This window comes from Phycicoccus duodecadis (assembly GCF_002846495.1).
Taxonomy (GTDB): Bacteria; Actinomycetota; Actinomycetes; order Actinomycetales; family Dermatophilaceae; genus Phycicoccus; species Phycicoccus duodecadis.
Window position 1 is genome coordinate 2,921,826 of record NZ_PJNE01000001.1, and the last position, 19,821, is coordinate 2,941,646.

Consider the following 19,821-nt stretch of genomic DNA (forward strand, 5'->3'; position numbering starts at 1 on the left):
CCTCCACGTCGCTCACCTGTTCACGGACTCCAGCTCGTGTGCCAGCGCCTCGAGCTCCGCTCCGCCGGCCATGGCCTTCACCAGATCCTCGCGCACGACGCGGCCCCGCACGAACTCGTCGGTGAGGCGGCCGCGGTTCAGCAGGTAGAAGCGGTCACCGACGAGGTAGGCGTGGTGCGGGTTGTGGGTGATGAAGACGACGGCCACCCCCCGCTCCCGGGCCTGGAGGACGTACTTGAGCACCACGCCCGACTGCTTCACCCCGAGGGCGCTCGTCGGCTCGTCGAGGATCAGGACCTTGGCCCCGAAGTGCACCGCCCGGGCGATCGCGACGGCCTGGCGTTCGCCACCGGACAGGGTGCCCACCGGCTGTTCGAGGTCGCGGATGTCGATGCCCATCGCGAGCAGCTCGTCGCGGCAGACGGCCCGCGCGGTGCGCGCGTCGAGGAACCGCAGCGGCGGGACCCCGCGCATCGGCTCGTTGCCGAGGAAGAAGTTGCGCCACACCGACATGAGCGGCACCGTCGCGAGGTCCTGGAAGACGGTGGCGATCCCGGCGGCCAGGGCCTCGCGCGGCGTGGTGAAGGAGCGCACCTCGCCGTCGACCAGCAGCTCGCCCTCGGTCGGCTGGTGCACGCCGCTGAGGATCTTGATCAGCGTCGACTTCCCGGCCCCGTTGTCACCGAGCACGCAGGTGACGGTGCCGGGGTCCACCCGCAGGGTGATGTCGCGGATGGCGAGCACGCTCCCGAAGGCCTTGCTCACCGAGCGCAGCTCGAGGGCCGGCCGGACGTCCTCGCCCGGGACGGGCGACGCGCCAGGCGCCCCGGCGACGGGTCCCGCCCGCTGGTGGTCGGGGACGGGCGGGTACTCGCTCATTTGCGGGCTCCTTGGGCGCGGCGGCCGATGAAGGTGTTGACGAGCACGGCGATGAACAGGATGACCCCGAGGAAGAGCCAGGACCAGTCCGTGTTCCAGCCGGCGTAGGCGATCCCGATGAAGGCCATCCCGATGATCGACGCGCCGATGCTCGCGCCGATCGCCGACCCGAAGCCACCGGTGAGCAGGCAGCCGCCGACGACGGCCGCGATGATGAAGGTGAACTCCTCGCCGACGCCCTGGCCCGCCTGCATCGACTTCAGGCGCAGCAGCGTGATGATGCCGACGAGGGCCGCGGCCAGGGACGTGCAGACGAACATGGCGATCTTGGTGCGGCGCACCGGCACCCCGGTGTTGCGGGCGGCGGTCTGGTCGCCACCGACCGCGTAGACCCAGTTGCCGAAGCGCAGCTTGGTGAGCACGGTGGTGGCGACGACGGTGATGGCCAGCCACCACAGCACCGACGTCCGGAAGTCGTAGGGGGCCCAGAACGTCGAGGCGAACACCGACGCGGCCGAGTCGTACCCGGGCACCTTGTCGATCCCCGCGACGCGGACCGTGTCGGTGAGCATCTTGGTGACACCCAGGTTGATGCCGCGCAGCGAGAAGAACATCGCCAGCGTGACGATGAACGAGGGCAGGCCGGTGAGCATCACGAGCCACCCGTTGACCAGCCCGATGCCGGCCGCGAAGAGGAGGGTGAGCCCGATGGCGGGCCACATGCTGAACCCGTACTGGGTGGTGAGCAGCCCGGCGAAGAGGCCCGAGGTACCGACCATGACGCCCGCGCTGAGGTCGAACTCCCCGGAGATCATCAGCAGGGCGACGGGGACCGCGACGATGCCCACGGAGGCGGCGACGTCCGTCCAGCGGGCGGTGCCGGCGATGGTGACGAAGACACCGGTGGTGTCGACGAGCGCGAACATGACGTAGATGACGATGGCGCCCAGCAGGGCCCCGAGCTCGGGGCGCCGCAGGACTCGCGTGAACCTCGAGACCGCGACCAGGCGCTCGTCGGTGCCGGTCGCCGCGGGTGCGGTCGTGGTGGACATGGGGGACCTTTCGGTGGCCGGGAGGGGGACGGAGCGGTGGCGGGGCGGACGGGCGCCCCGCCACCGCGGCCGTCAGCGGGTGCCGGCCTCCGCCAGCTTCTGGATCAGGTCGGCGTTGTCCTTGGTGACGAAGCCGGGGCCGGTGTACATCGGCTGGCCGCCACCGAGGACGTGGCCGTTGATCTTGTTCAGGTAGAGCAGCACGACGGGCAGGTAGCCCTGGGCGAACTGCTGCTGGTCGATGGCGAACGCGATCTTGCCGTCCTTGATGTCCGTGACGGCCTCGCCCGACAGGTCGACGGTGCCGATCTTGATCGGGCGGCCGACGGCCTCGGCGGCCGGCAGCGCCGCCCCCGTGGCGATGTCGGCGTTCAGGGCGAACACCGCGTCGATGGACGGGTCGGACTCGAGCTTGGCCTGGATCTCCGCCTGGCTCTTGGCCAGATCGGCCAGACCCGCGGTGACCTGGAGGTTCTCGACGTTGCCGAAGGTGTCCTTGATGCCGTCGCAGCGCTGCTGGAGGCCGATGTTGTTCGCCTCGTGGAGCGGGCAGAGGACCTTCTTGACGCCCATCTCCTTGAACTTCTTGCCCGCCTCCTGGCCGGCGATGAACTCGTCCTGGCCGACGTGGGTGATGGCACCGAGGTCCCGGAAGACCGCGCTGCCCGAGTTCATGGTGACGATCGGGATGCCGGCCGCGGTCGCCTTCTTCAGGGCGTCCTTGATGGCGTCGGGATTGGGGGCCGACACCGCCAGCCCCGTGCAGCCGCCGGTGACGCCGGCCTCGATCAGCTGCGCCTGCTTCTGCGCGTCGTTGTTCGACTCCTGGTAGTCGAGGGTCACGCCGAGGTCGGCGGCCGCCTTCTCGGCGCCCTTCTTCGCGACCGACCAGAACCCGCCACCGTCACCGTGGGTGTACATGCAGATCTTGATCGCGCTGTTGTCGCCACCGCCGGCCGCTGCGGAGGTGGACTTCGCGGTGCTCTGGTCGGCCGTGGTGCCACCGCTACATCCTGCGAGCACCAGAGCGGTCGACGCGACGACCACCAGGGCCAGCTTGGGAGCCTTCATGCTTCCTCCTTGATCGCGGGCCCGGCCCGCTGTGCGCTGCGTTGCGCCGGCTCGCCCTACTGCTTAGCGCGTGCCACTCGGTACTGTGACCCACTCCCCACCCCCCTGGCAAGGCTTGTCCTGACAAATGATCCAAAATGTGATGACAACGTGTCATAACGATGACCTACCAGGGCACAGGCAGGTCTGAGCGCCCCCGGGCCGGGAGGCAGCAGGGGTCGGTCGGCCGGGCCGACGCGGCCGGGAACGGGCGGTGCTCGGGCCGCCGCTCAGGCGTCGCGAGCGAGCCGGGCCTTCTCGAAGTGCAGCCCGGTCGCCTCGCGCACCCGGTCCATCACGTCGAGGGTCATCACCGTCTCGGCCCACGGGCGCAGCGGGGAGGACGTCTCGCCGTCACTCACCCGCCGGGCGACCTCGGCCGCCTCGAAGTGCAGGGCGGCGTGCTCGACCTTGGTCTCGGCCCAGTGCAGGGGCGGGCCCTGGCGTGGGTACAGCGTGGCCGGGCCCGGGAGGTAGAAGCGGCTCCCCAGCTCGAGGCGCCCCTCCCGGCCGATGATGCTGCCGGTCGTGGCGCTGTCGGCGAGGATCGTGGTCTGCAGGGCGGCCGTCCCGCCGGCGGGGGTGCGCAGGGCGATGGACAGCTGGCCGTTGGTCCCCCCGGGCGCGGGGGTGGCCACGGCGCGCACGGCATCCGGGGCACCCAGGATCCACGTCGCGAAGGTGACGGCGTAGGTGCCGAGGTCGAGCAGGGGGCCACCCGCCAGCTCGGGGCGGGTGATGCGGTGCGGGGGGTCGAACCGCTCGCCCATGTCGGCGAGCACCGCGACCACCTCGCCCAGCGCACCGTCGGCGAGGAGCTGACGCACGACGTCGAACTTCGGCAGGAACAGGGTCCACATGGCCTCCATGCAGAACACCCCGGCCGCCTCGGCCGCCTCGCCGATGGCGCGCGCCTCGGCGGCGTCGAGGCCGACCGGCTTCTCGATCAGCACGTGCTTGCCCGCGGCGATGGCCAGCAGCGCGTGGGGCAGGTGGAAGTTGTGCGGGGTGGCGACGTAGACGATGTCGACCGCCGGGTCCGCGACCAGCGCCTCGTAGGACCCGTGGGCACCGGCCGCCTCCCAGCGCGCCGCCGCGGCCTGGGCGGAGGCCATCGAGCGGGACCCGACGGCCTGGATCACCTGCCGGGTGTTGGCCCGCAGCGAGGCGACGAACTGGTCGGCGATCCACCCGGTGCCGAGCACGCCCCACCGCAGGGGCGGAGCCGCGAGCGAGTCGGGGACACGAGGCGAAGGGAGGTGCGACGGCATGCTGCATCCTATCGGGAATGTCATGACATTAAGCCTTGAGGCGGGCGGTTCCTCCCGAGGTCGTCACCCCGCGACCGCGGCCCGGGCCGGGCCCGCCGGGGTGGCGCGACGCGGGGGGCGCGGTCGTGCGGCGCACGACGAGGGTCGGCGTGAGCCTCGTGACGGGGCTCCCCGGCGGCTCGCCCTCGAGCCGGCCGCAGAGGAGCGCCGCCGCGCGGGTGCCGAGCTCGTCGAGCGGCTGGGCCACCGTGGTCAGCCCGAGCGCCCGCAGGCCGGCCATCCGGGTGCCGTCGTAGCCGATGACGGAGACGTCGCCGGGCACGGCGAGGCCACGGTCGGCCACCGCGGCCAGCACGCCGAGGGCCGCCAGGTCGTTGACGACGAACAGGGCCGTCGGCGGGTCCGACCCGGCCAGGACCTGGGACGCCCCCCGGTAGCCGCCCTCGTCGGTGAACGAGCCCTTGACGACGGTGATGTGCTCGGCGAGGCCGTGGCGCCGCATGGCGGCGCGGTAGCCCCGCCGTCGGTCCCGGGCCACGGCGCTCGACCCTCCGTCGATGTGGGCGATCCGCTCGTGACCCAGCGCCACCAGGTGGTCGACGGCCAGGGACGCCCCGGCCACGTCGTCGTTGCTCATCGAGACGAGGTGGGGGACACCCTCCTGCTGGCTGCCGATGACCACGGCCGGGCAGTCGGCGGTGAAGGCCTCCCGCGCGCCGTCCGGGAGGCGGTGCCCGAGGGCGATGATGCCCTCTACGCGGAACTCCAGCAGCTTCTCGAGCTCGGCGCGCTCGGCGGCCGCGTCCTCGTCGCCGACGACGACGATGGTGCGGTAGTCCCGCCGGCGCGCCTCCGCCTGCACGGCCTGGAGCAGGTCGGCGGTGATGGGGTTGTGCAGGTCGAGCACGAAGACGCCGATGGTGCGGGTCCGGTGGGCGCCCAGAGCCTGCGCCGCGGCGTTGCGCCGGTACCCGAGCTCCTCGGCCGCGTCGAGGATGGCCTGCCGCGTCCCCGGCGCGACGCGGGGCGCCCCGCCCAGGGCCAGGGACACCAGCGACTTGGACACGCCGGCCCGCGCGGCGATGTCCCGGATGGTGGGGCGGGGGGTCTTCGGGGTGGGGCCCCTCGGTGCCGGTGCCGTGGCCGCCGGCGGCATCAGACGCCGCGACGCTGGGCGGTCAGCCCGTCGTCGCTGGCGACCCGCGCGTCCCGCACGGACCCGAGGTCGCTGACCTCCGGGACGCCGACCTGCCAGAACAGGTTCCCTTCGGTCCAGTCCGACTCGCGGACGTCGACGACCACGACGCTGGTGCGGTCGTGGCCACGCGCCTGCTCCAGCGCCGCCTCGAGCTCGGCGATCGAGCCGGCCCGCGCGGTGCGGGCGCCCAACGACGCGGCGTGCGCCACGAAGTCGACCCGGACGTCGCTGTTCGGGCCCAGGGAGTCCCGCAGCATGTTGTTGTAGGAGTTGCCGCCCTGGTTGCGCTGGAGACGCTCGATGACGGCGAACCCGGCGTTGTCGCACACGACCAGGACGAACTTCTTGCCCGAGAGGACCGAGGAGTAGATCTCGCTGTTGAGCATGAGGTACGAGCCGTCGCCGACGAGGCAGTAGACCTCGCCCTCCGGCCGGGCCATGGCCGCGCCCCAGGCTCCGGCCGTCTCGTAACCCATGCACGAGAAGCCGTACTCGCAGTCGAAGCTGGCCACCGCCTTGCTCATCCAGTTGATGTTGAGCTCGCCCGGCAGGCCGCCGGCCGCGGTCATGACGTAGTCCTTCTCCGTCGCCGACCGGTGCACGGCCCCGACCACCTGCGCGTAGCTGAGCGGCGCGACCCCGTCGTCGGCCACCCGACCCGCGACCCGGGCCTCGAGGCGCTCGCGGAGGGTGACCCCGGCGGCGGTCCACGCCTCGGGCGCCGTCCACGAGCCCAGCAGGCCCGAGAGCTCGACCAGGCTCTCGCGGGCGTCACCGACGACGGGGAGGCTGCGGTGCTTGGTCGCGTCGAAGCGGGCGGTGTTGAGCCCGATGAGGCGCGCCTGCGCGTCGAAGAGGGTCCACGACCCGGTGACGAAGTCGTTCAGCCGGGTCCCGACGGCGAGGACGACGTCGGCGCGGGCGCAGGCCTCGTTGGTCTCGTCGGCCCCCGTGACGCCGATCGGGCCCGTGTAGCGGGGGTGGTCGGCCAGGAGGGAGGACTTGCCGGCCACGGTCTCGACGACGGGGATGCCGTGCCGCAGCGCGAAGTCCGCGAGCTCGGCCTCCGCCAGGGAGTAGTGGACCCCTCCCCCGGCGACGAGGACCGGGCGCTCGGCCGCGGCGAGGAGCTCGGCGGCCCGGGCCAGCTCGCTGCTGGCGGCCCGGGGGCGGGGCACGGTGTGCACGACCTCGTCGAAGAAGCTGCTCGGGTAGTCGAAGGCCGTGGCGGCGACGTCCTGGGGCAGGCCGAGGAACACCGGGCCGCAGTCGGACGGGTCGAGGAGGGTCCGGACGACCTGCGGGAGGGAGCTGAGGAGCTGGGCCGGGTGGGTGATGCGGTCCCAGTAGCGGACGACCGGGCGGAAGCTGTCGTTGACCGTCGTCGTCGGGTCCCCGAAGTGCTCGACCTGCTGCAGGACGGGGTCGGGCAGCCGCGAGGCGAAGGCGTCACCGGAGATGAACAGCGCCGGGATGCGGTTCGCCATCGCCACCCCCGCGGCCGTGACCATGTTGGTCGCGCCCGGGCCGATCGAGCTCGTGGCCACCATGACCTGGCGCCGGCGGGTGGCCTTGCCGAAGGCGACCGCGGCCAGGCCCATGCCCTGCTCGGTCTGGGCGCGCCAGACCGGGATCTCGTCACGGTGCTGCTCCAGGGCGTGACCCAGGCTCGTGACGTTGCCGTGGCCGAAGATGGCGAACACGCCGGGGAAGAGGGGCACCTCCTGCTCGTCGACGACGGTCCGCTGGGCGACCAGGAAGCGCACCAGCGCCTCGGCCGTGGTGATCCGGACGGTGCTCATCGGGTCGTCTCCTTCAGGTCGGTGACCGGCTGCCAGCCGCGGGAGGCCCACGAGTCGATGAGGGCCTGCTGCACGCTGACGACGTCGACCGCCTCCGCGAACCCGGGGCTGAAGTCGGCGCCGGTGGCGAGCGCCTCGAGGAAGGCGTGGTCCTGGATGGCGATGAGGTCCTCGAAGCCGATGCTGTTGGCCTGGCCGGGGACGAACGCGCCGTGGTACGGGAAGCGCTCGCCGCCGTAGACGGTCGTGTAGCCCGAGTTCGGGGAGTCCGTCACCAGGTAGAGCTCGAGCTCGTTGATCCGCTCGTGGTTCCAGCTGAGCGAGCCCTTGGTCCCGTAGACCTCGAAGGCGTTCTGGCTCTCGGGGCCCACGACGGTGCGGCTGGCCTCGAAGGTGCCGGTGGCCCCACCGGCGAAGCGGCACAGCATGGAGGCGAAGTCCTCGTTCTCGACCTCGCCCGTGGGGTCCTCGGGCGAGCCGACCCCGTAGTGGCTCGCGGCCCCCGTGGGGAGGGGACGCCGCGGGATCGTGGTGTTGGCCATCCCCACGACCTCGCTCACCGGACCCACGAGGAACTGGGCCAGCGCGACCGAGTGGCTGAGGATGTCGCTCGTCACGCCGTAGCCGGCCTGGTCCAGGAAGAAGCGCCAGGTGAGCAGCCCGAGCGGGTCGCTGCCGTACATCGACAGGAAGCGGCCCCGGTAGTGGGTGATCTCGCCGAGCGCACCACTGGCGATCAGATGGCGGGCGTGGAGCACGAGGGGCGACCACAGGTAGCAGTAGCCGACGCCGGTGGCCACGCCGCTGGCGCGGGCCAGGCGCAGCGCCTCGACGGCGTGCTCGGGCTTGCCCCCGATCGGCTTCTCGCTGAAGACCGCCTTGCCGGCGGCGGTCGCCGCCTCGATCATCGGCAGGTGCAGGGCGTTGGGCGCGGTGACCCAGACGGCGTCGACGTCGTCGGCCGCCACCGCCTCGCGCCAGTCCTCGACCGCGCGCTCGAAGCCGAAGTCCTCGACGGCCTGCTGCCGGCGCTGCGCGACCGGGTCGGCGCACACCACGAGGCGCGGGTCGTAGGAACGGTCGGGGAAGTGGGTCGGGATGCGCCGGGCCGAGCGCGAGTGCGCCTGGCCCATCCAGCCGAGCCCGAGCACGGCGATCCGGATCTGCTTCTTCATCGCGCCACCCGCCCGTCGGCCGAGGTCATCGGGAGCCGGGGGTCCTGGCCGGCCTCGCCCCAGGTGTCGCGGATCCAGTGGTGGTCCGGGTCGTCGCAGAAGCCCATCGTGCGCTCCGCTCCCGGGCCCGCGAGCACGTTGAGGAAGTACATGGGGTACTCGGGCTGTGCGGTGGACGGCCCGTGGTACCCCTGCGGCACCAGGTAGACGTCGCCGTCGAGCACGGTGACGGTCTCGTCGGACGAGCCGTCGACGGTGTAGACCCGGAACAGGCCCTGCCCGTGGGGGTGCCCGTGGGGGGAGTCCAGCCGGCCCATCCGGAAGTAGTAGATCTCCTCGTTGGTCGGCGCGCAGTCGCCGATGCCGTCGTGGCGGTGCGGGGGCCAGGACGAGACGTTGCCGCCGGGAGTCAGCACCTCGCAGACGTTGATCCGGTCCGCGCCGTCGAAGGAGCCCGGGGTCGCGATGTTCGTGACCTGGCGGGTGGCCCGGCCGCCGCCGCGCACCTCGACCTGGACCTCGTCGGCCGGCGTGACCCGCAGCGGGAAGCGCCGCTCGGCCTTCGCGGTGCAGAGGGCGATCTCGCCCCCCTCGCCCTCGAGCACCACGTGCGAGCCCAGCGGCAGGTACATCCAGTCGGAGACCGCGGCGAAGACCCCGGTGCGACCCCGCAGGGTGTGCCCCTCACCGTCGACGGTGACGGCCACGTCGGTGGCCGAGAGGGGGACGAGCACCGCCTCGACGCCCTCCAGGACGCGGGTGACGGGGCCCGACCCGAGGTCGAAGACCTCCAGGCCGCTGTACGTCCAGCCGGCGGTGGCCGGCGTCACGGTCACGAGGCTGTCGTCGGTGGACAGGGCTCGTGCGCGGTGGTGGTTGCTCACGCGGGGACCTCCATGCTGGGGTGGGTGGACGAGGGGTGGACGAGGTCGCCGGCCCGGCCGACGACGTCACGGACGCTGAGCTCTTCGGGGTAGAGCAGGACCCGGCCCGGGACCAGGCCGCGCACGTTGGGGACCTCCAGCGCGGTGCGCCAGCGGTCGAACACCCGGGGCCAGTCGCGGCCGGCGTCGCCGCCGAGCAGCAGGACGGGGCAGGTGGTGGCCGCCGCCACCCGGGCGGGGTCGGCGGTGGCGGGGATCTTCAGCCACGTGGACGCCGAGGACGAGCCGAGACCGCTCGCGATGGCCACCATCCGGGTCAGCGCGTCCTCCGAGGGGTCGCGCTCGACCGTCCCGTCGGGGCGCTTGAGGTAGGGCAGGGGCTCGACCAGCGACATCAGGCCCGCGTCGGCCAGAGCCGTCGTGATGGCGGCCACCATCTCGAGCGTGCGCGGCACCGCGGGGTCGGTCGGCTCGACCCGCAGCAGGGTCTTGCCGCCGTCGAGCCCGGTGGAGACGACGTGCTCCACGTCGTAGGCGGTCAGCCGGTCGTCGAGCTCCCAGTGGGCGCCCACGATGCCCCCGCGGTTCATCGTGCCCACGGCCAGGCGGCCGTCCAGGGCCCCCAGGAGGGCGAGCTCCTCGAGCACGTCCGCACTGCCCAGGACACCGTCGACCCGGGGGTCGGCCAGCCCGGTCAGGATGCGCTCGAGCAACGAGTGCCGGTCGACGGCGGCCATCGGGTCGGAGCCGATCGCGAGCTTCCCGCGCGCGGTGTGGTCGGCGGCCAGCAGCAGCATCCGGCCGTCGGCGCCCACGAGCGGGCGGCGGCGGCGCTCGGCCAGGGCCCGGCGCAGCGACCGCGGCTCGCGCACGCGCGCCTCGGTGAGGGCGCGGTAGTCCGCCGCGCTGAGCACGGTGTGGTGTTCACCCACGGTGGCCACTCCCCGCTCGCTCGCTCGTGGACCGCGCCGCGAACTCCTCGAGCTCGGGCAACGTCGGCATGGCGTCGGCGCAGGTCAGACGGGAGGTCACCAACGCGCCGGCGGCGTTGGCGAGCCGGCCGATCCGCTCCAGCGACCACGCGTGCACCAGGCCGGCGGCAAGGGCGCCGCCGAACGCGTCACCGGCACCGGAGCCGCAGCGGACCGCCACGGGGATGGGGTCGACGACGACCCGCTCGTCGGCGGTGGCGAGGAGCACGCCGTCGGCGCCCATCTTGACGACGGCCAGCGCGACGCCCCGCGAGAGCAGGGCGTCGGCGGCGCCGTGCGGCTCGCCCGTCCCGACCGCCATGGCGCACTCGGCCCGGTTCCCGATCACGACGCTCGACACCGCGATGGCGTCCTGCGCCGACCGCGTCGCCGTGGCCACGTCGGGCCACAGCGAGGGGCGCAGGTCGAGGTCGAGCACCGTGTGGGGCCGGCGGGCCCGGCGCCGCATCCACGTCATGGTGGTGGCCGCGGTGGCCCCCACCGCGAGCGCGCTGCCGCTGACCCACAGGACCGCGCAGGAGTCGAGGGTGGCGTCGTCGACGGCAGCCGGCGCGATGTCGGTGTCCGGGGCGTCCGGGGGCCGGAGGAACGCGATGGTCGGCTCGGCCGGGTCCTCCAGGGCGACGAGGACGACCGGGGTCTGGGCGCCCGGCCGGCTCGCGACGTGGCGGGTGACGACACCGAGCTCCTCGAGCCGGGCCGTGGCGTAGGCGCCCAGCAGGTCGTCGCCGACCGCCGTGACCAGGGCCGAGCGCAGCCCGAGACGGGCCCCCGCGACCGCGACGTTGGTGGGGCTGCCCCCGATGGACTTGACGAAGGTCTGGGGCTCCAGGAACGAGGCGTGCGCCTCCTGGGCGTAGAGGTCGACGCTGATCCGGCCCACCGCCAGCAGGTCCACCGGGGCGCTCGTCACGCGCTGGGCTCGAGGGAGGGGGCCACGACCTCGTGCAGGTAGCGCAGGGACTCCTCGACGCCGCGGACCGGGCCCTCGCCCGGCTCCGGCATCGCCCCGGTGATGGCCGTGTCCTGCTCGATGACGTACCACCCCTGGTAGCCGGCCTGCTCGAGCTCCCGCACCACGTCGCCCAGCGGCAGGTCGCCTTGGCCGAGGGGCGGGAACAGCCCCGCCTGGACCCCCTCCATGATGGAGGTCGAACGGTCCATGAGCGCGGGGACGAGGTCCATCCGCACGTCCTTGAGGTGGACGTGGCCGACCCGGTCGGCCGCGCGCCGGGCGAAGTCGACGGGGTCGGTGCCCCCGATGGCGAGGTGCCCGGTGTCGAGGCACCAGTTCACGTCGCAGCTCTCGAGGACCCGCTCGACGTCGGGCGAGGTCTCGACCACCGTCTGCACGTGGGGGTGCAGCACCTGCGTCAGGCCGTGCTCGTCGCAGATGGTGTCGACGACCCCGAGCATCCGCACGAGGTGCTGGTGCTCCTCACGGGTCAGGGTCCGCGGCACCGACCAGTCGTCGTCCATGACGGGGCACGAGACGAACGTCGTGGCACCCGCCGCGCCGAGCAGCTCGGCCACCGACCGCGCGTACGCGGTGGCCTGCTCGCGGCGGGCGGGGTCGTGCAGCACCAGGGGGGTGAACCCGCCCAGCAGGGACATGCCGTGGCCGTCGAGGACGGAGCGGATGCCCGAAGCCTCGGTGGGGAGGAAGCCGGGGGCGCCGTACTCGGTGGCGCGCAGGCCCAGACCGGTCATCTCGGAGAGCACCCGGTCGGTCGGCAGCATCTGCCCCCAGCCCGGTACCTCGCAGATACCCCACGAGATGGGGGCGGAGGCGATGCGGTCGACGAAGGCCATGGGGCTCTCTCTCATCTGCTGGAACGGTCCAGCACAGCGTGGCACAGTCGCCGCCCCCGCACAAGGGATACCGCCCCCTGATGTGACGGGAGCGCCGGGCGGGCCGACGGCCCACCCGGCGCTCCCGGTCCTCCCGGCGGCTCAGACGTTCTGGGGGAACCCGAGCTCGAGGCCGCCGTGGCTCGGGTCGAGCCAGCGCGAGGTGACCACCTTGCCGCGGGTGAAGAAGTGCACGCCCTCCATGCCGTGGGCGTGGGTGTCGCCGAACAGGCTGTTCTTCCAGCCGCCGAAGGAGTAGTAGGCCATCGGCACGGGGATCGGCACGTTGACGCCGATCATCCCGACCTCGACCTCGTTCTGGAAGCGCCGCGCGGCGCCACCGTCGTTGGTGAAGATCGCGGTGCCGTTGCCGTACGGGTTGGCGTTGATCAGCGCCAACGCCTCGTCGTAGGTCTTGACCCGCAGCACCGAGAGCACGGGGCCGAAGATCTCGTCCTGGTAGATCGACATGTCGGTGGTGACGTGGTCGAACAGCGTCGGCTTGAGGAAGTAGCCGTCGGCGTCGGCGTCCACGTCGCCCTCGCGGCCGTCGATGACCAGCGTGGCGCCGGCCTGGGTGCCGGCGTCGAGGTAGGACGTGACCTTGTCGCGGTGCTGGGCGGTGACGAGCGGGCCCATGTCGCAGCCGCGGGTGCCGTCGCCGGTGACGAGCTTGCCGACGCGGTCCTTGATCTTCTCGATGAGCTCGTCGGCGATGGTGTCGACGGCGAGGAGCGCCGAGATGGCCATGCAGCGCTCGCCGGCCGAGCCGAAGCCGGCGTTGACGGCGGCGTCGGCCGCGAGGTCGAGGTCGGCGTCGGGGAGCACGAGCATGTGGTTCTTGGCGCCACCGAGGGCCTGGACCCGCTTGCCGTGGGCGGTGCCGGTCTCGTAGACGTACTTGGCGATCGGGGTGGACCCGACGAACGACACGGCCTTCACCTGAGGGTGGGTGAGGAAGGCGTCGACGGCCTCCTTGTCACCGTGCACGACGCTGAGGATGCCGTCGGGCAGGCCGGCCTCGGTCCACAGCTCGGCGACGGCGTTGACGGCCGACGGGTCCTTCTCGCTCGGCTTGATGACGACGGCGTTGCCGCAGGCGATGGCGACGGGCACGAACCACAGCGGCACCATGGCCGGGAAGTTGAACGGGCTGATGACCGCCACGACGCCCAGGCTCTGCCGGATCGAGTACACATCCACCTTGGTCGAGGCGTTCTCGGTGAAGCCGCCCTTCATCAGGTGCGGTATGCCGCAGGCGAACTCGGCGACCTCGAGGCCGCGAGTCACCTCGCCGAGGGCGTCGGACAGCACCTTGCCGTGCTCGGCGGTGATGAGGGCGGCGATGTCCTCCTTGCGCTCGTTGAGCAGCTCGCGGAACCGGAAGAGCACCTGGGTGCGCTTGGCCAGCGAGATGCTGCCCCACCCCGAGGCCCAGGCCTCGTGGGCGTGGGTGACGACCTCGTCCACGAGGGCGGCCGAGGCGAGGTCGAGCTCGCCGGTCTGCTCACCCGTGGCGGGGTTGAACACCGGGCTGGTGCGCTCGGCGGTGCCCTCCCAGGGAACGCCGTTGAGCAGGTGGGTGATGCGGGTGGGGGTGGTGGTCACGGGTATCAGATCCTTGTCGGGGAGGTGTCGACCCAGTCTCACAGATGACGCCCCGCGACCGCCAATTGTCAGGACAATCGATCATCCGCACTCGTAGTAGTTCGTCGCCCTACACTGCACGAGTGAACGTCATCCCCGTCACCATCGACCGCGCGAGCCCGGTCCCGCTCTACCACCAGCTCGCCGAGCAGCTGACGGCCTCGATCGAGGACGGCCGGCTCCAGCCGGGGGACGCGTTCGAGAACGAGCTCGCCCTCGCGCAACGCCTGGACCTGTCGCGCCCGACGGTCCGCCGTGCCATCGCCGAGCTCGTGAGCCGGGGGCTCCTCGTGCGGCGACGCGGCGTGGGCACCACGGTCGCGAGCCAGGTCATCCACCGTCGCGACGAGCTCACCAGCCTCTACGACGACATGGTGCGGCGTGGCCATCAGCCGACCACCCAGGTGCTGTCGTTCAGCACGGTGGCGGTCGACCCCGTGGCGGCCGAGGCCCTCGGGGTCGCGGCGAACACCCCGCTCGTCTCGGTGGAACGGCTGCGGACGGTCGGTGACACCCCGACGGCGCTCATGCACAACTGGCTGGCCCCCCGCTTCGCCGACCTGGATCCCGAGCAGCTCGTGGACACCAGCCTCTACGCGCTGCTGCGGGCCCGCGGGGCGCGCCCGGTCATCGCGCACCAGACCATCGGCGCGCGTCGCCCCGGCGCGCGGGAGCGGCGGCTGCTCGGCCTGGCGGCCGGTGACCCCCTCCTCACGATGACCCGGCGCGCGTACGCGGCCGACGGCACCGCCGTCGAGTTCGGCGACCACAGCTACCGCTACGACCAGTACGCCTTCGACGTCACGGTCCACGAAGGCTGACCGGGCCGCCACGCACCGCCCCGCGCGACCGCGACACTGCTAATGTCAGTACATTCATACTCGTGGCGTCGGATGTCATGAGCGAAAGGCCGACCATGTCCCGGAAGCCCCGCGGTGCCCTCGCCGCCCTCGCTCCGGTCGGCGTCACCACCCACCACGGAGGACCGCAGTGAACCCCTCGCCCCTGCGCACGATGACCGAGACCACTCCCACGGCCCTGTGGAACGACTCCTGCACGATGTCCGAGCTCGCCGCCGCGATCGGCTGGGGGGCCGTCGGCGCCACCTGCAACCCGGTCATCGCGCTGGCGGCCATCCGTTCGGACCTGCCGCGCTGGCTCGGCCGGATCGCCGAGATCGCCGCCGAGAAGCCGACCCTCAGCGAGTCGCAGATCGGCTGGCAGGTGGTCGAGGAGGTCTCCGTCGAGGCCGCGAAGCTGCTGGAGCCCGCCTTCGGCGAGCACGCCGGCCGCAACGGGCGGCTGTCGATGCAGACCGACCCCCGGCTGCACCGCGACGCCGGCGCCCTCGTCGAGCAGGCCGAGCACTTCGCCTCCCTGGCCCCGAACGTGATCGTCAAGATCCCCGCGACCAGCGTCGGCATCGAGGCGATCGAGGAGGCCACGGCGCGTGGCGTCAGCATCAACGTGACCGTCTCGTTCACCGTCTCGCAGGCCGTCGAGGCCGGCGCCGCCATCCAGCGCGGGCTCGACCGCCGCCGGGCCGAGGGCGGCGACACCGCGTCGATGGGGCCGGTCGTCACGATCATGGTCGGCCGCCTGGACGACTGGATGAAGACCGTCGTGGAGCGCGACGGCATCGACATCGAGCCCGAGCACCTCGAGTGGGCCGGGGTCGCGGCCTTCAAGAGGGCCTACGGGGTCTTCCGCGAGCGGGGCTACCAGGCGCGCCTCCTGGCCGCGGCCTACCGCAACCAGCTGCAGTGGACCGAGCTCGTCGGAGGCGACATCGTGCTCTCCCCCCCGTTCGCGTGGCAGGAGAGGTTCCAGGCCAGCGGGTACGAGCCGGTGGCGCGCATCGACGAGCCCGTCGACCCGGACGTCGTCGCGTCGCTGCAGACCATCCCGGACTTCGTGCGTGCCTACGAGGTCGGCGGGATGACCCCCCGCGAGTTCGACGACTTCGGGGCCACCCGCGTCACCCTGCGCCAGTTCCTCGAGGCCGACGAGGCCCTCGACCACATCGTGCGCGACGTCCTCGTCCCGGCCCCCTGACCCGTCGCGGCGCGCCCCGCCCGCGCCCGTACGCTTGTCCTTCGTGACCGTCGCACCCGACCCCGCTCCCGTCGAGACCGACCTGCCCGAGCAGCTGCGGATCCGTCGCGAGAAGCGCGAGCGCCTCCTGGCTGCCGGTGAGGCCTACCCGGTGTCGGTCCCGCGCACGCACTCCCTCGAGCAGGTGCGCGAGCACTGGGGCCACCTCGAGTCGGGCCAGGAGACCCAGGACGTCGTGGCCGTGGCCGGGCGCGTGGTGTTCGTGCGCACCACCGGCAAGCTCGCGTTCGCCACCCTCCAGGAGGGCGCGGGCATCCGGCTCCAGGTGATGCTCAGCCTGGCCGAGGTGGGCGACGAGGCGCTGGCCGCGTTCAAGGCCGACGTCGACCTCGGCGACCACGTGTGGGTCGAGGGTCGCGTCATCAGCTCCCGCCGCGGCGAGCTGTCGGTGATGGCCACCCGCTGGGGGATGGCGAGCAAGGCGCTGCGGCCGCTGCCGGTGCTGCACAAGGAGCTCTCGGAGGAGAGCCGGGTGCGCCAGCGCTACGCCGACCTGGTGGTGCGCCAGGAGGCCCGCGACATGGTGCGCACCAAGGCCGCCGCGCTGCGGGCGCTGCGCGGCGTGCTCGAGGGCCAGGGCTACCTCGAGGTCGAGACCCCCGTCGTGCAGCTGGTGCACGGGGGCGCGGCGGCCCGCCCGTTCCGCACCCACCTCAACGCCTTCGACCAGGAGATGGTGCTGCGCATCGCCCTGGAGCTGAACCTCAAGAAGGCCGTGGTCGGCGGCGTCGACCGGGTCTACGAGATGGGCCGGATCTTCCGCAACGAGGGTGTGGACGCCACGCACTCCCCGGAGTTCACGATGCTCGAGGCCTACCAGGCGTGGGGCGACCAGACCTCCATCGCCGGCCTCATGCACGACCTCTACCTCGGCGTGGCCGACGCCCTCGGCTCCCGGGTGGTGCAGACCCCGGCCGGCACCGTCGACCTCGGCGGCGAGTGGCGCTGGCTGCCCGTCTACCAGGGGGTCTCCGAGGTCGTCGGCGAGACGGTCACGATCGACACCCCGAAGGAGACCCTGCTCGGGTACGCCGCGGCCCACGGGGTCGAGGTCGACCCCGGCCTCGAGAAGGACAAGGTCTTCCTCGAGCTGCTCGGCGAGCTGGTCGAGCCCCGCCTGCTCCAGCCGACCTTCCTGTGCGACTACCCCGCCATCGCCCAGCCGCTCGCCCGCCCGCACCGCAGCGAGCCCGGCCTCATCGAGGCGTGGGACCTGATCATCGGCGGGGTCGAGCGGGGCACCGGGTTCAGCGAGCTCGTCGACCCGGTCGTGCAGCGCGAGGTCCTCACGGCGCAGTCGCTGCGGGCCGCCGGCGGCGACCCCGAGGCCATGCAGCTCGACGAGGACTTCCTGCGGGCCCTCGAGTACGGCGCCCCTCCGATGGGCGGGCTGGGCCTGGGCGTCGACCGCCTCGTCATGTTCTTCACCGGGGCGAGCATCCGCGAGACCATCCTGTTCCCGCACCTGAAGCCGGAGGCCTGAGCGTGGACGTCGTCTGGCCCTATCTGGCCGCGCTGGTCCCCACCATCTTCGTGGCCACCTTCTTCTACGTCATCATGAAGCGCATCATCGAGGGCGACCGCAACGAGCGGCTGGCCCAGCGCCGGTTCGAAGAGGCGCAGGACGCCGCGGAAAACGCCGCCGAGAAGACCCGAGAAAGCGCCGACCCGGACAATCGTGAGCGCCCCGCCGGCTGATTCCTGAGAGTTTTCCCGGTTTCTTCTTTACCCTGGCTTTACCTGGACTATCGTCTGTCGATACCCGTTCTGGTGCATGCTCTCGTGTGCCCCGGAAATGAGAACCCACCCCGAAGGAACACCCCATGGCCAAGAAGGTTCAGGTCCTCCTCGTCGATGACGTCGACAAGGAGTCCCCGGCTGACGAGACCGTGACGTTCGCTCTCGACGGCGTCAGCTACGAGATCGACCTCACCACGGAGAACGCGTCCAAGCTGCGCGACTCGCTCGCCCTGTGGATCGGCCACGCCGAGCGCACCGGCGGTCGCCGCACCGCCCGCACCACCACCGCCCGCCCCGGCCGGCGCGACGTCGGCGCCATCCGCGACTGGGCACGCCAGAACGGCTACGACATCAGCGACCGCGGCCGCATCTCCACCGAGGTCCAAGAGGCCTACGAGAAGGCCACCTCCTGACGAGCGAGCGCTCGACCACGGCGGCGGCACCCGACCCGGGTGTCGCCGCCGCTCGCATGTCCGCCCGGCACGCGTGGCTCACCTTCCGGGTGGGGCCGCGCCCGCTCGAGCACCCCCTCACGACCACCGGCGCCCTCGACTGGGCCGCCGCCCTCTCGCGCCTGCACGCCCGCTGGTACGACGGCGCGGCGCCGCCCGCGGTCGCGGCGGTCTTTGTGCTCCAGTGGCTGCTGCAGGTGCCGGCCCACACCGCCGCCCACGCCGCCGCCGCGGGGCCTTGGCGGGTGCGTGACCTGGCCGGCCTGACCTTCTCCCGTGGGGGCTCGCTCGTCCCCGACGTCGTGGCGCTGCCCGGGCTGGTCGCGGACCGACGCGACCTCGCGGGCCGCCTCGATGCGGCCGAGGCCGACTACCGGGCGGTGGCGGGGCCGATCGCCGCCGAGTACCCCTCCCGCGTGCGGCTCGGCGCGCACACCCGCACGGCCCTGGTCGACGACATGTGGCACGCCGCCCGCCGGGAGGCCGAGGCGGCGACCGGCCGGCTCGCGCCGGGCGTCCTCCCCCGCGCGTCCTGCTGCCTGATCTACGCCCTTCCCGGGTGTGCCGAGTGCGCCGGGTGCCCCCGCCTGAGCGCACCCCCTGTGCCCCGCTCGAACCCCTGATTCCGCGGGGCTCGATTCCCGGCCCGGGAAAGGGGACCCGGAATCGGTGGCCACGGTTCCGAGACCCCTATTTCCTCGATCACCACCATTCCGCCGACGATCCCCGGCAGCCGGGCGTCGCGTGCGGCCGGTCCGGTCCGTATGGTCCTGTCATGGAGCATCCGCCCGACCCCCGCCCGGCGTCGACCGACGAGCCCGGGCCGGCCACCCCGGTGTTCTTCCTCGCAGGGGGCACCGGCATCTCGGCCGAGACCCTCGGCAACCTGATCATCAGCCAGTTCCCCACCGTGGCCTTCGTGCGGCGCAAGATCCCGTTCATCCGCACGGTCGAGCAGGCCCACCGGGTGGTCGAGGAGCTCGACGCCGCGATGACCGAGTCGGTCACGCCCATCGTCTTCTCCAGCGTGGCCGACGACGAGCTGCGCGAGGTGCTGCTCGGCACCCGGTGCGCCTTCATCGACCTGTTCGGCACCCACCTCGACATCGTCGAGCGGGTCCTGCACGTCAACGCCAGCCCCAAGGTGCCGGCCCTGCACGGGCTGGGCGACATCCAGCGCTACGAGCGGCGGATGAAGGCCATCGATTTCTCGCTCGAGCACGACGACGGCGCGAGCCTGCGCAACCTCCAGCACGCCGAGCTCATCCTCGTCGCGCCCTCGCGCTGCGGGAAGACGCCGACCTCGCTCTACCTGGCCCTCCAGCACGGGGTCAAGGTGGCCAACTACCCGCTGGTCGACGAGGACCTGCGCTCGACCGTGCTGCCCGAGCCGGTGCGTCCCTTCCTCGACCGCTGCGTGGCCCTGACCTCCACGCCGGCGCGGCTCAGCCAGGTGCGCAGCGAGCGCCGCCCCGGCTCCACCTACGCCTCGCTCCAGCAGTGCACCTGGGAGCTGAAGCGGGCCGAGGAGCTCTACCGCGCCCACCAGCTCCCCGTCATCGACTCCGCCGGGATGTCGGTCGAGGAGATGGCGGCCGTGATCATGCACACGCGTCAGCTCACGGGCTCGGCCTGACCAGGGCTGTCATCCTG

At 72.5% G+C, this 19,821-nt stretch carries 19 protein-coding genes; 7 read left to right on the forward strand and 12 right to left on the reverse strand.

Features of this window, described 5'->3' with window-relative positions; genetic code table 11:
* Positions 1–12: 12 nt before the first annotated feature.
* The 12 genes from ATL31_RS13625 to ATL31_RS13680 form a co-directional block, all read right to left on the reverse strand.
* Entirely contained in the window at positions 13–879 is an 867-nt protein-coding gene (locus ATL31_RS13625) for an ATP-binding cassette domain-containing protein (RefSeq protein ID WP_101396246.1), read from the reverse strand.
* Positions 876–1,931: an ABC transporter permease gene (locus ATL31_RS13630; protein WP_101396247.1), complete on the reverse strand. Its 1,056-nt coding sequence runs from the start codon at positions 1,929–1,931 to the stop codon at positions 876–878. The genes ATL31_RS13625 and ATL31_RS13630 overlap by 4 nt, the downstream gene beginning before the upstream one ends.
* Before the next feature lie 72 nt (positions 1,932–2,003).
* On the reverse strand, positions 2,004–3,002 hold the full coding sequence (locus ATL31_RS13635) for a substrate-binding domain-containing protein (protein ID WP_101396248.1): 999 nt from the start codon (positions 3,000–3,002) through the stop codon (positions 2,004–2,006).
* Positions 3,003–3,271: 269 nt separating this feature from the next.
* Positions 3,272–4,312: a Gfo/Idh/MocA family protein gene (locus ATL31_RS13640; protein ID WP_101396249.1), complete on the reverse strand. Its 1,041-nt coding sequence runs from the start codon at positions 4,310–4,312 to the stop codon at positions 3,272–3,274.
* Between the two features lie 28 nt (positions 4,313–4,340).
* Positions 4,341–5,468 (reverse strand): LacI family DNA-binding transcriptional regulator, encoded by a 1,128-nt coding sequence (locus ATL31_RS13645; protein ID WP_101396250.1) that lies wholly within the window; start codon positions 5,466–5,468, stop codon positions 4,341–4,343.
* Entirely contained in the window at positions 5,468–7,312 is a 1,845-nt protein-coding gene (gene iolD, locus ATL31_RS13650) for a 3D-(3,5/4)-trihydroxycyclohexane-1,2-dione acylhydrolase (decyclizing) (RefSeq protein WP_101396251.1), read from the reverse strand. Before iolD ends, ATL31_RS13645 begins: the two co-directional genes overlap by 1 nt.
* On the reverse strand, positions 7,309–8,487 hold the full coding sequence (locus ATL31_RS13655; protein ID WP_101396252.1) for a Gfo/Idh/MocA family protein: 1,179 nt from the start codon (positions 8,485–8,487) through the stop codon (positions 7,309–7,311). The genes iolD and ATL31_RS13655 overlap by 4 nt, the downstream gene beginning before the upstream one ends.
* Positions 8,484–9,371 (reverse strand): 5-deoxy-glucuronate isomerase, encoded by an 888-nt coding sequence (gene iolB / locus ATL31_RS13660; protein WP_101396253.1) that lies wholly within the window; start codon positions 9,369–9,371, stop codon positions 8,484–8,486. The genes ATL31_RS13655 and iolB overlap by 4 nt, the downstream gene beginning before the upstream one ends.
* Complete coding sequence (locus tag ATL31_RS13665; RefSeq protein WP_211284040.1) at positions 9,368–10,303, reverse strand: Cgl0159 family (beta/alpha)8-fold protein; 936 nt, start codon at positions 10,301–10,303, stop codon at positions 9,368–9,370. The genes iolB and ATL31_RS13665 overlap by 4 nt, the downstream gene beginning before the upstream one ends.
* Positions 10,296–11,276: a PfkB family carbohydrate kinase gene (locus ATL31_RS13670; protein WP_101396254.1), complete on the reverse strand. Its 981-nt coding sequence runs from the start codon at positions 11,274–11,276 to the stop codon at positions 10,296–10,298. Before ATL31_RS13670 ends, ATL31_RS13665 begins: the two co-directional genes overlap by 8 nt.
* Positions 11,273–12,190 carry a TIM barrel protein gene (locus ATL31_RS13675; RefSeq protein ID WP_101396255.1) on the reverse strand — a complete coding sequence of 306 codons (918 nt, stop codon included), beginning with the start codon at positions 12,188–12,190 and terminating at the stop codon, positions 11,273–11,275. Before ATL31_RS13675 ends, ATL31_RS13670 begins: the two co-directional genes overlap by 4 nt.
* 126 nt (positions 12,191–12,316) lie before the next feature.
* Positions 12,317–13,822, reverse strand: coding sequence for a CoA-acylating methylmalonate-semialdehyde dehydrogenase (locus tag ATL31_RS13680; protein ID WP_101396256.1), 1,506 nt, complete (start codon positions 13,820–13,822; stop codon positions 12,317–12,319).
* 122 nt (positions 13,823–13,944) lie between these two features.
* On the opposite strand from ATL31_RS13680, the gene ATL31_RS13685 reads away from it, so the two are divergent.
* The 7 genes from ATL31_RS13685 to ATL31_RS13715 all read left to right on the forward strand — a co-directional run bounded on the left by ATL31_RS13685 (position 13,945) and on the right by ATL31_RS13715 (position 19,804).
* Positions 13,945–14,682 (forward strand): GntR family transcriptional regulator, encoded by a 738-nt coding sequence (locus ATL31_RS13685; protein ID WP_245862455.1) that lies wholly within the window; start codon positions 13,945–13,947, stop codon positions 14,680–14,682.
* 169 nt (positions 14,683–14,851) lie between these two features.
* Positions 14,852–15,916, forward strand: a complete 1,065-nt coding sequence (locus ATL31_RS13690) for a transaldolase family protein (RefSeq protein WP_342749478.1) — start codon at positions 14,852–14,854, stop codon at positions 15,914–15,916.
* A 43-nt stretch (positions 15,917–15,959) separates the two neighbouring features.
* Entirely contained in the window at positions 15,960–17,459 is a 1,500-nt protein-coding gene (locus ATL31_RS13695) for a lysine--tRNA ligase (protein WP_245862457.1), read from the forward strand.
* A gap of 2 nt (positions 17,460–17,461) precedes the next feature.
* On the forward strand, positions 17,462–17,674 hold the full coding sequence (locus ATL31_RS16680; RefSeq protein ID WP_101396259.1) for a hypothetical protein: 213 nt from the start codon (positions 17,462–17,464) through the stop codon (positions 17,672–17,674).
* A 125-nt stretch (positions 17,675–17,799) separates the two neighbouring features.
* A complete protein-coding gene (locus ATL31_RS13705; protein WP_101396260.1) occupies positions 17,800–18,129 on the forward strand; it encodes a histone-like nucleoid-structuring protein Lsr2 in 330 nt (109 codons plus the stop codon).
* A gap of 56 nt (positions 18,130–18,185) precedes the next feature.
* On the forward strand, positions 18,186–18,791 hold the full coding sequence (locus tag ATL31_RS13710; protein ID WP_101396261.1) for a (2Fe-2S)-binding protein: 606 nt from the start codon (positions 18,186–18,188) through the stop codon (positions 18,789–18,791).
* Positions 18,792–18,943: 152 nt separating this feature from the next.
* Complete coding sequence (locus ATL31_RS13715) at positions 18,944–19,804, forward strand: pyruvate, water dikinase regulatory protein (RefSeq protein ID WP_101396262.1); 861 nt, start codon at positions 18,944–18,946, stop codon at positions 19,802–19,804.
* The last annotated feature ends 17 nt before the right edge of the window (positions 19,805–19,821 follow it).

Excerpts from the sequence above, each read along its gene's own strand:
- ATL31_RS13625 (WP_101396246.1), bottom strand. The coding sequence starts at position 879 with ATGAGCGAGTACCCGCCCGTCCCCGACCACCAGCGGGCGGGACCCGTC.
- ATL31_RS13630 (WP_101396247.1), bottom strand. The coding sequence starts at position 1,931 with ATGTCCACCACGACCGCACCCGCGGCGACCGGCACCGACGAGCGCCTG.
- ATL31_RS13635 (WP_101396248.1), bottom strand. The coding sequence starts at position 3,002 with ATGAAGGCTCCCAAGCTGGCCCTGGTGGTCGTCGCGTCGACCGCTCTG.
- ATL31_RS13640 (WP_101396249.1), bottom strand. The coding sequence starts at position 4,312 with ATGCCGTCGCACCTCCCTTCGCCTCGTGTCCCCGACTCGCTCGCGGCT.
- ATL31_RS13645 (WP_101396250.1), bottom strand. The coding sequence starts at position 5,468 with ATGCCGCCGGCGGCCACGGCACCGGCACCGAGGGGCCCCACCCCGAAG.
- iolD (WP_101396251.1), bottom strand. The coding sequence starts at position 7,312 with ATGAGCACCGTCCGGATCACCACGGCCGAGGCGCTGGTGCGCTTCCTG.
- ATL31_RS13655 (WP_101396252.1), bottom strand. The coding sequence starts at position 8,487 with ATGAAGAAGCAGATCCGGATCGCCGTGCTCGGGCTCGGCTGGATGGGC.
- ATL31_RS13675 (WP_101396255.1), bottom strand. The coding sequence starts at position 12,190 with ATGAGAGAGAGCCCCATGGCCTTCGTCGACCGCATCGCCTCCGCCCCC.
- ATL31_RS13705 (WP_101396260.1), top strand. The coding sequence starts at position 17,800 with ATGGCCAAGAAGGTTCAGGTCCTCCTCGTCGATGACGTCGACAAGGAG.
- ATL31_RS13710 (WP_101396261.1), top strand. The coding sequence starts at position 18,186 with ATGTCCGCCCGGCACGCGTGGCTCACCTTCCGGGTGGGGCCGCGCCCG.
- ATL31_RS13715 (WP_101396262.1), top strand. The coding sequence starts at position 18,944 with ATGGAGCATCCGCCCGACCCCCGCCCGGCGTCGACCGACGAGCCCGGG.